The sequence below is a fragment of the Hydrogenophaga sp. genome (assembly GCF_051007235.1).
GTDB lineage: Bacteria > Pseudomonadota > Gammaproteobacteria > Burkholderiales > Burkholderiaceae_C > Hydrogenophaga.
Genome location: NZ_JBPCSJ010000488.1, coordinates 1 through 8,214, shown reverse-complemented (window position 1 = coordinate 8,214; position 8,214 = coordinate 1). Strand labels below are relative to the sequence as shown.

The window sequence follows — 8,214 nt, the reverse complement described above, 5'->3', positions numbered from 1 at the left end:
GCCAACCTGGGCGCCAACTACCTGGTGCGCGGGCGCGAAGAGGGCAAGGTGCCCGGCCGCGCCGGCAACGCGCACATCAACATCGTGCCTTACCAGGTGTTCGAGGTCGCGCCCGATGCCCAAGGCCAGGCGCAACACATCATCCTGGCCGTGGGCAACGACGGCCAGTTTGCCAAGTTCTGCGAGGTGGCCGGACAACCCGGGCTGGCGCAGGACGAACGCTTCGCCCGCAACCAGAACCGGGTGCGCAACCGCGCGGTCCTGGTCCCGCTGCTGGAAGCCCTTTTCAAGACGCGCAGCAAGGCCGACTGGCTGGCCGCGCTGGAAGTCGCCAAGGTGCCCTGCGGTCCGATCAACAACCTGGCCGAGGTCTTTGCCGACCAACACGTGCAGCAGCGCGGCATGGTGCAGACCTGGCAGGGCGCACACGCCCACCCGCTGGCCGACGCGGTGCAGCTGGTGGCCAGCCCGCTCAAGCTCAGCGCCACCCCGGTGCGCAACGACCGGCCACCGCCGCTGCTGGGCCAGCACACCGCCGAGGTGCTGACCGACTGGCTGGGCGCGGGCGAAGCCCGCTTGGCGGAACTGCGCGGCCGCGGTATCGTCTGATCTTCATCAGCGCTGGCTGATGTTCCAGCCCCACGAGGTCCCCATGAGCACGCCCGCCACCGCCGACAGCACGATCCCCGCCAAGACGCCCGCCGCGCTGCCCACCCCGGCGTCGCTGCGCGGTGCGGCCCAGGCCGCCGCCGCGCGGGGCGAGCCGCTGGTGGTGATGACCACCCTGGCCGGCTGCCCGTACTGCGACCTGGTGCGCAACCACTACCTGCTGCCGCTGCGCAAAGAAGGCAAGGTGCAGGCGGTGCAGCTGGACGTGCGCGACCGCAGCAGCAACCTGCAAGGGTTCAATGGCGACATGTCCACCCCGGCCGAACAGGCCCGGTTGTGGAAGGCGCGCTTTGCGCCCACGGTGCTGTTCCTGGGGCCCGAGGGGCAGGAGCTGGCCGAGCGCCTGGTCGGCGTGGCCGTTCCCGACTTTTACGGCGAGTACCTCGACGCACGACTGGCCGACGCGCGCCGCAAGCTGGGCAAGTGAGCGCCGGCTTTCACGCCAGCTGGCGCGTCACTTGAGCGCGCCAAAGACCTTTTTGAGGATGTCGCTGCCTGCGCTCACCGGGTCCTGGCGGATCTTGCGCTCCTCCTGGCCGATGATGGTGTAGAGCCCGTCCAGCGATTTGCCGGTGACGTACTGCTGGATGTTGGCGTCTTCCTTCTTCACCAGCCCCAGGCCGGCGGCTTTGCCGGCCACCTGGTTGTACTTCGCGGCCAGCCCCACCTTTTCGGTCGCCTGGGTCACCACGGGCAAGAATTTTTCGCCCAGCGGCGTGCGTGTCTTCTCGGCAAAGAACTGGGTCACCGAGTTGTCGCCGCCGGTCAGGATCTTTTTTGCATCGGTCACCGACATGCTCTTGACCGCGCCGACCAGCAGGTCCTTGCCCATGGGCACGGCGGCTTCGGCGGCGCGGTTCATGCTGGTCACCAGCTCGTCCACCCGCTTGCCCTGGCCGAACTTGCGCAGCAGACTGGCCGCGTCTTCCAGGTAGCCTGGCAACGGAATGCGCACCGCCGGATTGCCCAGGAAGCCGTCGGTCTTGCCCAGCAGCCCCACGGCCGCGAGCGCGCCCTTTTCCAGCGCCGCCTTCAGGCCCGCGCTGGCGTCTTTGTCCGTGAGGTCGGACAGGGACAGCGCCCAGGCCTGTTGTTGGGTGGCGAGCACCAACAACGCGATGCTGGCGCTGAGGCTCTGGTTAAACTGACGACGCTGCATGTTGAACTCCTTGGGGTGGAACCGCTCCAATGGCCATGGCAACGCGGTGGCAGCCCCGCTGCCCACCGCCCCGTCCGGGCCTCCTGTTTCGCACTTTCTGACTATGACACACCACCTGCGCCCCCTCACCGTCAGCCGTCGTCGCGGTCTGGTCACGTTGGCGGTGGCCGCCACTTTGGGCACATCGCTGTTGCTGGGTGGCTGCGGCACCCGGGACGCCGCGCCCGAATCGACCTTCGTGCTGCTCGACGGCGCCAAGACCACCACCGCCGAACTCAAGGGCAAGGTCATGCTGGTGAACTTCTGGGCCACGACCTGCGTGTCGTGCGTCAAGGAAATGCCCATGCTGGTGGACACCCACAACAAGTTCAAGGAGCGTGGCTACGAGACCGTGGCGGTCGCCATGAGCTACGACCCGCCCAACTGGGTGCTGAACTTCGCCCAGAGCCGGCAGCTGCCGTTCAAGGTGGCCCTGGACAACACCGGTGAGATCGCCAAGGCCTGGGGTGACGTCAAGCTCACGCCCACCACCTACCTGGTGGACAAACAAGGCAACATCGTCAAGCGCTTTGTGGGCGAGCCCGACAAGGCCGCGTTGCACGATCTCATCGAAGAACTGCTGGTCAAGGGTTGAACTCCCCGTTGGTTTCCACAAAAAAGGCGACCCATGGGTCGCCTTTTTTGCTGGGCCCGGGCCCATCACCGGGTCATTCCTTGCGGAAGTCGTCGTGGCAGGCTTTGCACGTCTGGCCCGCGGCGCCAAAGGCGGTTTTGATGGCGTCCAGGTTGCCGGTCTTGGCGGCGGCCGACAGCTTGGCGACTTCGGCCTGCATCTTGTCGGCGCCTTCCTTGAACTTGGCCTGCTCGGTCCAGATGGCCGGCAGCGCGCGCGTCTCACCCTGACCAGTGCCGGCACCGAAGGCGGCCCAGGGCAGCTTGCTCATGGTTTCCACAATGGCCGCGTTGTCGGCCGCGACCTTGGCATCGAACGGGGCCCGGTTGTTGACCATGGCGCCGATGCGACCGAAGTGCGTCGCCATCACCGTGAAACTGGCCTTGCGGTACTTGATCGCATCTTCCGGCTTCTGGAACTGGGCCATGGCCGGCGTGGACAGGATGGCGGTGGCGCCAACGAGGGCAGCGACGATTGCAGTCTTCATGTGAACTCCTGAGCGTGGGGGTGTGGAATGGCTGTAGCACGTCCGTGCTACAACCGCAAAGAGTGTAGGGTTTGCGCGTTGGTTCCGGCGAAACCATCGACTCAGGGTTTGTATCCATGGGTGAAATGCCCCACCCCCACCATCAGGAGAGACCACCATGCACACCGTCCGCGTCTGGGACCTGCCCACCCGCCTGTTCCATTGGGGCCTGGCGCTCTGCGTGATCGGGCTGATCATCACCGGCAACGTCGGCGGCAATGCGATGGTCTGGCACGGTCGGCTCGGCTACACGGTGCTCACGCTGTTGCTGTTTCGCTTCGCCTGGGGGCTGGCGGGCGGTCACTGGTCGCGTTTCAGCAGCTTTCTGTACGGCCCATCCAGCATCGTGGCCTACCTGCGCGGGCAGGGACGCGCCGAACACAGCGTCGGCCACAACCCGCTGGGCATGTTGTCGGTGCTGGCGCTGCTGCTGATCCTGCTGGCGCAGGTGGGCAGCGGCCTGTTTGCCGATGACGAAATCGCCTTCACCGGGCCGCTGGCCGGACTGGTCTCGGGCGACTGGGTGTCTCAGGCCACCAGCTACCACAAGAAGGTGGGCAAGCTCATCCTGATCGCGCTCGTGGTGCTGCACCTGGGCGCGATCGCTTTTTACAAGCTGGTCAAAAAGCAGAACCTGGTACGCCCCATGATCGTGGGCGACAAAACGGTGCAGGCGCCCGTGCCCGCGTCGCGGGACAACGCTCGCACACGCCTGCTGGCGCTGGTGCTGCTGCTGCTGTGCGTGGCCGCGGTGTACGGCATCGTATCGCTGGGCGACGGGGTGGTGCCCGCCGCCAGTTACGACTGAGCCGTGCAGGGCTGACGGGGTTGCGGTCGGGCGCTGCCGTATAGTGCCGTTTCCGGCAGACGCCACCATCCCTACTCCGACGTGACCGCCCCCGACATCCAGCTGCGCGTGGCCGACGCCCCCGACGATCTGGCCGCGATCCGCGCCCTGTTCATCGACTACCAGGCCTACCTCGGCATCGACCTGTGCTTCCAAGGTTTTGCACAGGAACTGGAGACCTTGCCTGGCGACTACGCCGAGCCGGCCGGTGTGCTGATGCTGGCCACGGTGGACGGCGCTCCGGCTGGTTGCTGCGCCTTCCGCCCGCTGACCAGCAGCGACCACCTCAACGCCTGCGAGATGAAGCGCCTTTTCGTGCGCTCGGCGTTCCGGGGCTTCGGCCTGGGGCGCCAGCTGGTGGAACAGGTCATGGCCCGCGCCAGCCTGGCCGGCTACACCACGATGCTGCTGGACACGCTGCGCGACATGGAAGCCGCCCGCGCGCTGTACCAAGAAGTAGGCTTTGTGGAGGTGGCGCCTTACTACCACAACCCCCTGCCGGGGGCGCATTACCTCATGGCCGATCTGGCCAGCGGCTCCCGGCTCTGATCCCCTTCAATGCAAAAAGGCCGGGCTCCCTTCGGAAACCCGGCCTTCACAGGGGACATGCCGCCGTTCAGAGCGCCTTTGCTTGCGCCAGCAGGGTGGCGGCGTCGCTGACCTCGAACTTGCCCGGGCCTTCGATGTTGAGGGTCTTCACCACGCCATCTTTTACGAGCATCGAATAGCGGTTGCTGCGCAGCCCCAGGCCCTTGCCCGTCAGGTCCAGCGTCAGACCGGTGGCCTTGGCGAACGCGGCATCGCCGTCGCCCAGCATGCGCACCTTGTCGCCGGTCTTCTGGTCACGAGCCCAGGCACCCATCACGAAGGCGTCGTTGACGCTCAGGCACCAGATCTCGTCCACACCCGCGGCCTTGAAAGCGGCGTGGTGTTCCACATAGCCCGGCACGTGCTTGGCCGAGCAAGTGGGCGTGAACGCGCCCGGCAACGCGAACAGCGCGATCGTCTTGCCCGCGCTCGCCTTGTGCGTATCCACCGGGTTGGGGCCGACGCTGCAGCCATTGCCTTCGACCTCGACGTATTCCATCAGCGTGCTCGCCGGAATCTGGTCACCCACCTTGATCATCTTGCGCTCCTCGTGTGTTGTGGCCCTGGGGCCGTGGTTCTGTGCACCGGCAAACACCGGCTCCAGAAAAGAAAAAAGCGACCGGATTGTCGGTCGCTTTTTTCGGGTCCGCTGAAAACAGCAGAAACAGGCTTACACCAGTGCGGCCTTTTGGACCAGGCGGGTGGCAACCCAGTTCTTCGTCTTCGACAGCGGACGGCTTTCCGTGATCTCGACCACGTCGCCCATCTTGTACTCGCCCTTTTCGTCGTGGGCGTGGTACTTGCTGGACTTCGCGACGATCTTGTCGTAGAGCTCGTGCTTGACGCGGCGCTCAACGAGCACGGTCACGGTCTTGGCGCGCTTGTCGCTGACGACTTTGCCGATCAGGGTGCGCTTGAGGGATGTTTTGGCTTCCGTCATGGTCACTCCTTACTTGGCGGCGGCGCGTTGCTTCTCGGCCAAGATGGTCTTGGCACGAGCGATGGAACGGCGGGTGTCGCCCAGCGTGGCGGTGTTGTTGAGTTGTTGCGTGGCTTTTTGCATGCGCAGGCCGAAATGGGCCTTTTGCAGTGCTTTCACTTCGGCTTCCAGGCCGGCCACATCCTTCTGGCGCAGTTCAGCAGCTTTCATCTATGTTCTCCTGAATCACTGACCCAGCATGCGCGCCACGAACGTGGTGCGCAGGGGGAGTTTGGCCGCAGCCAGGGCGAAGGCTTCACGAGCGAGTTGCTCGGGCACGCCAACGATCTCGTACAGCACCTTGCCGGGCTGGATTTCAGCCACGTAGTACTCCACAGAGCCCTTGCCGTTGCCCATACGGACTTCGGCGGGCTTGTTGGAGATCGGCTTGTCCGGGAACACGCGGATCCAGATACGGCCGCCACGCTTGACGTGACGGGAAATCGCACGGCGTGCGGCTTCGATCTGGCGGGCCGTCAGACGGCCGCGGTCGGTGGACTTGAGACCGAAGTCGCCAAAGGCCACGGTGGCGCCACTGGTAGCGACGCCCGTGTTGCGGCCTTTTTGCTCTTTACGGTACTTGCGGCGAGCAGGTTGCAGCATATTTATTCTCCTTTGCCGTCCGCAGGTGCCCCTGCGGGTGCGTCTTTGCGAACGCGCTTAACGGCGGGTTTGTCGGTGGCCTCGGCGGGCTTGTCGCTGCCATCAACCGGTGCACCAGCGGCACCCGGACGGCGCACGGCAGCGCGGGCGGCGGGGCCAGCGGGACGCTCACGACGAGGGCCGCGGGGGCGACGCTCTTCTTCCGGACGCGGGGTTTCCGCGGCGGGCAGATCGTTGCGACCCAGGGTGTCACCCTTGTAGACCCAGACCTTGACGCCGATGACGCCGTAGGTGGTCTTGGCTTCCGAGGTGCCGTAGTCGATGTCAGCGCGCAAGGTGTGCAGCGGCACACGGCCTTCGCGATACCACTCGGTACGGGCGATTTAGATGCCGTTCAGACGACCGGCAGACATGATCTTGATGCCCTGGGCGCCCAGACGCATCGCGTTCTGCATCGCGCGCTTCATGGCGCGGCGGAACATGATGCGCTTTTCCAGCTGCTGGGTGATCGAGTCGGCGATCAGCTTGGCATCGATTTCGGGCTTGCGCACTTCTTCGATGTTGACGGCGACCGGCACGCCCAGTTTGGCGGCCAGTTCCTTCTTCAGCTTCTCGATGTCCTCGCCCTTCTTGCCGATCACCACGCCCGGACGTGCCGAGTAGATGGTGATGCGGGCGTTCTTGGCAGGACGCTCGATCACGACGCGCGAAACGGCGGCGTTCTTGAGCTTTTCCTTGAGGTACTCGCGCACCTTGATGTCTTCGGCCAGCATGCCGGCGAAGTCACGGTTGGACGCGTACCAGCGGCTGGCCCAGTTGCGTGCAACGGCGAGGCGGAAGCCGGTGGGGTTGATTTTTTGTCCCATAAGTCCTCTAGCCTCTTCAGTTGCCAACCGTCACGTAGATGTGACAGGTGGGTTTGCTGATACGGTTGCCACGGCCCTTGGCGCGGGCGGTGAAGCGCTTGAGCGTGGCGCCCTGCTCAACGTAGATCGACTTGACGAACAGTTCGTCGATGTCGGCTCCATCGTTGTGCTCGGCGTTGGCGATGGCGGAATCCAGCGCCTTCTTGACGATGCCGGCGGCCTTTTTCTGCGTGAAGGCCAGGATGTTCAGAGCCTGGTCGACCTTCTTGCCACGAATCAGGTCAGCCACGAGACGGCCCTTGTCCACCGACAGGCGCACGCCGCGAACAACACAGCGGGTTTCAGTAGTCATGGTTGATCCTTACTTCTTGGCTTTTTTGTCGCCCGGGTGACCCTTGAAGGTACGGGTCAGGGAGAACTCGCCGAGCTTGTGGCCGACCATCTGGTCGGTGATGTACACAGGCACGTGCTGCTTGCCGTTGTGCACGGCGATCGTCAGGCCGATGAACTCGGGCAGGATCATGGAGCGGCGCGACCAGGTCTTGACCGGCTTCTTGTCCTTGGTGGACACAGCCTTCTCCACCTTGGCCATCAGGTGATGGTCAATGAAGGGGCCTTTTTTGAGGGAACGAGTCATGATGTCAACCCTTTACTTCTTGCGGCGCGAGACGATCATCGACTGCGTACGGCGGTTGTTGCGGGTGCGGTAACCCTTCGTCAGGTTGCCCCACGGATCCACCGGTGCGCGGCCTTCGCCGGTCTTGCCTTCACCACCACCGTGCGGGTGGTCGATCGGGTTCATCGCGGTACCGCGAACGGTCGGACGGATGCCCATGTGACGCTTCACACCGGCCTTGCCCAGCTGACGCAGGCTGTGCTCGGTGTTGGAGACTTCACCAATGGTGGCGCGGCAGTCCACGTGGACCTTGCGCACTTCGCCCGAACGCATGCGAACCTGGGCGTAGATGCCTTCGCGGGCCAGCAGCACAGCCGAGGCGCCAGCGGAACGGGCGATTTGCGCGCCCTTGCCGACTTGCAGCTCGATGCAGTGGATGGTCGAACCCACAGGGATGTTGCGGATCGGCAGGGTGTTGCCCACGCGGATCGGCGACTCCGAACCGGACAGCAGGGTCGCACCGACTTCAACGCCACGGGGGGCGATGATGTAGCGGCGCTCGCCGTCGGCGTAGCACACCAGCGCGATGTGCGCGGTGCGGTTCGGGTCGTATTCGATACGCTCGACCTTGGCCGGGATGTTGTCCTTGTTGCGACGGAAGTCGACCACGCGGTAGTGGTGCTTGGCA

At 64.9% G+C, this 8,214-nt stretch carries 14 protein-coding genes and 1 pseudogene; 5 read left to right on the top strand and 10 right to left on the bottom strand.

All coding sequences use genetic code 11. The features are described 5' to 3' along the window. The coding region (locus ACR2JA_RS17260) for a CoA transferase (RefSeq protein WP_434010306.1) at positions 1–609 on the top strand (609 nt) is incomplete at its 5' end. A 43-nt stretch (positions 610–652) separates the two neighbouring features. After that, complete coding sequence (locus ACR2JA_RS17255) at positions 653–1,096, top strand: thioredoxin fold domain-containing protein (protein WP_434010305.1); 444 nt, start codon at positions 653–655, stop codon at positions 1,094–1,096. 27 nt (positions 1,097–1,123) lie between these two features. Here ACR2JA_RS17255 and ACR2JA_RS17250 read toward each other — a convergent pair whose 3' ends face one another. Next, the gene (locus ACR2JA_RS17250; RefSeq protein WP_434010304.1) at positions 1,124–1,828 is read right to left on the bottom strand and encodes a DUF4197 domain-containing protein; all 705 of its coding nucleotides are present in this window, start codon (positions 1,826–1,828) and stop codon (positions 1,124–1,126) included. 103 nt (positions 1,829–1,931) lie between these two features. On the opposite strand from ACR2JA_RS17250, the gene ACR2JA_RS17245 reads away from it, so the two are divergent. After that, entirely contained in the window at positions 1,932–2,462 is a 531-nt protein-coding gene (locus ACR2JA_RS17245; RefSeq protein WP_434010303.1) for a TlpA family protein disulfide reductase, read from the top strand. Positions 2,463–2,535: 73 nt separating this feature from the next. On the opposite strand, the gene ACR2JA_RS17240 is transcribed toward ACR2JA_RS17245, so the two are convergent. Continuing rightward, positions 2,536–2,988 (bottom strand): c-type cytochrome, encoded by a 453-nt coding sequence (locus ACR2JA_RS17240; protein ID WP_434010302.1) that lies wholly within the window; start codon positions 2,986–2,988, stop codon positions 2,536–2,538. Between the two features lie 157 nt (positions 2,989–3,145). On the opposite strand from ACR2JA_RS17240, the gene ACR2JA_RS17235 reads away from it, so the two are divergent. Further along, a complete protein-coding gene (locus ACR2JA_RS17235; RefSeq protein ID WP_434010301.1) occupies positions 3,146–3,835 on the top strand; it encodes a cytochrome b/b6 domain-containing protein in 690 nt (229 codons plus the stop codon). An 81-nt stretch (positions 3,836–3,916) separates the two neighbouring features. After that, positions 3,917–4,423 (top strand): GNAT family N-acetyltransferase, encoded by a 507-nt coding sequence (locus ACR2JA_RS17230; RefSeq protein ID WP_434010299.1) that lies wholly within the window; start codon positions 3,917–3,919, stop codon positions 4,421–4,423. A gap of 67 nt (positions 4,424–4,490) precedes the next feature. Here the strand turns inward: ACR2JA_RS17230 and ACR2JA_RS17225 are convergent, their stop codons facing one another. The 8 genes and pseudogenes from ACR2JA_RS17225 to rplB all read right to left on the bottom strand — a co-directional run. Further along, entirely contained in the window at positions 4,491–5,000 is a 510-nt protein-coding gene (locus ACR2JA_RS17225) for a peroxiredoxin (protein ID WP_434010298.1), read from the bottom strand. 132 nt (positions 5,001–5,132) lie between these two features. Beyond that, positions 5,133–5,402 carry a 30S ribosomal protein S17 gene (gene rpsQ / locus ACR2JA_RS17220; RefSeq protein WP_434010297.1) on the bottom strand — a complete coding sequence of 90 codons (270 nt, stop codon included), beginning with the start codon at positions 5,400–5,402 and terminating at the stop codon, positions 5,133–5,135. Positions 5,403–5,411: 9 nt separating this feature from the next. Then, positions 5,412–5,612: a 50S ribosomal protein L29 gene (gene rpmC, locus ACR2JA_RS17215; RefSeq protein ID WP_434010296.1), complete on the bottom strand. Its 201-nt coding sequence runs from the start codon at positions 5,610–5,612 to the stop codon at positions 5,412–5,414. A gap of 15 nt (positions 5,613–5,627) precedes the next feature. Next, a complete protein-coding gene (gene rplP / locus ACR2JA_RS17210) occupies positions 5,628–6,044 on the bottom strand; it encodes a 50S ribosomal protein L16 (protein WP_310567141.1) in 417 nt (138 codons plus the stop codon). Positions 6,045–6,046: 2 nt separating this feature from the next. Next, positions 6,047–6,910: pseudogene (gene rpsC / locus ACR2JA_RS17205) on the bottom strand (30S ribosomal protein S3). Positions 6,911–6,926: 16 nt separating this feature from the next. Continuing rightward, positions 6,927–7,262 carry a 50S ribosomal protein L22 gene (gene rplV, locus ACR2JA_RS17200; protein ID WP_434010295.1) on the bottom strand — a complete coding sequence of 112 codons (336 nt, stop codon included), beginning with the start codon at positions 7,260–7,262 and terminating at the stop codon, positions 6,927–6,929. Between the two features lie 9 nt (positions 7,263–7,271). Then, the gene (gene rpsS, locus ACR2JA_RS17195) at positions 7,272–7,547 is read right to left on the bottom strand and encodes a 30S ribosomal protein S19 (protein WP_310567144.1); all 276 of its coding nucleotides are present in this window, start codon (positions 7,545–7,547) and stop codon (positions 7,272–7,274) included. A gap of 12 nt (positions 7,548–7,559) precedes the next feature. Then, the coding region (gene rplB / locus ACR2JA_RS17190) for a 50S ribosomal protein L2 (protein WP_434010294.1) at positions 7,560–8,214 on the bottom strand (655 nt) is incomplete at its 5' end.

Excerpts from the sequence above, each read along its gene's own strand:
- ACR2JA_RS17225 (WP_434010298.1), bottom strand. The coding sequence starts at position 5,000 with ATGATCAAGGTGGGTGACCAGATTCCGGCGAGCACGCTGATGGAATAC.
- ACR2JA_RS17250 (WP_434010304.1), bottom strand. The coding sequence starts at position 1,828 with ATGCAGCGTCGTCAGTTTAACCAGAGCCTCAGCGCCAGCATCGCGTTG.
- ACR2JA_RS17255 (WP_434010305.1), top strand. The coding sequence starts at position 653 with ATGAGCACGCCCGCCACCGCCGACAGCACGATCCCCGCCAAGACGCCC.
- ACR2JA_RS17240 (WP_434010302.1), bottom strand. The coding sequence starts at position 2,988 with ATGAAGACTGCAATCGTCGCTGCCCTCGTTGGCGCCACCGCCATCCTG.
- rpsQ (WP_434010297.1), bottom strand. The coding sequence starts at position 5,402 with ATGACGGAAGCCAAAACATCCCTCAAGCGCACCCTGATCGGCAAAGTC.
- rpsS (WP_310567144.1), bottom strand. The coding sequence starts at position 7,547 with ATGACTCGTTCCCTCAAAAAAGGCCCCTTCATTGACCATCACCTGATG.
- ACR2JA_RS17245 (WP_434010303.1), top strand. The coding sequence starts at position 1,932 with ATGACACACCACCTGCGCCCCCTCACCGTCAGCCGTCGTCGCGGTCTG.
- rplP (WP_310567141.1), bottom strand. The coding sequence starts at position 6,044 with ATGCTGCAACCTGCTCGCCGCAAGTACCGTAAAGAGCAAAAAGGCCGC.
- rpmC (WP_434010296.1), bottom strand. The coding sequence starts at position 5,612 with ATGAAAGCTGCTGAACTGCGCCAGAAGGATGTGGCCGGCCTGGAAGCC.
- rplV (WP_434010295.1), bottom strand. The coding sequence starts at position 7,262 with ATGACTACTGAAACCCGCTGTGTTGTTCGCGGCGTGCGCCTGTCGGTG.
- ACR2JA_RS17235 (WP_434010301.1), top strand. The coding sequence starts at position 3,146 with ATGCACACCGTCCGCGTCTGGGACCTGCCCACCCGCCTGTTCCATTGG.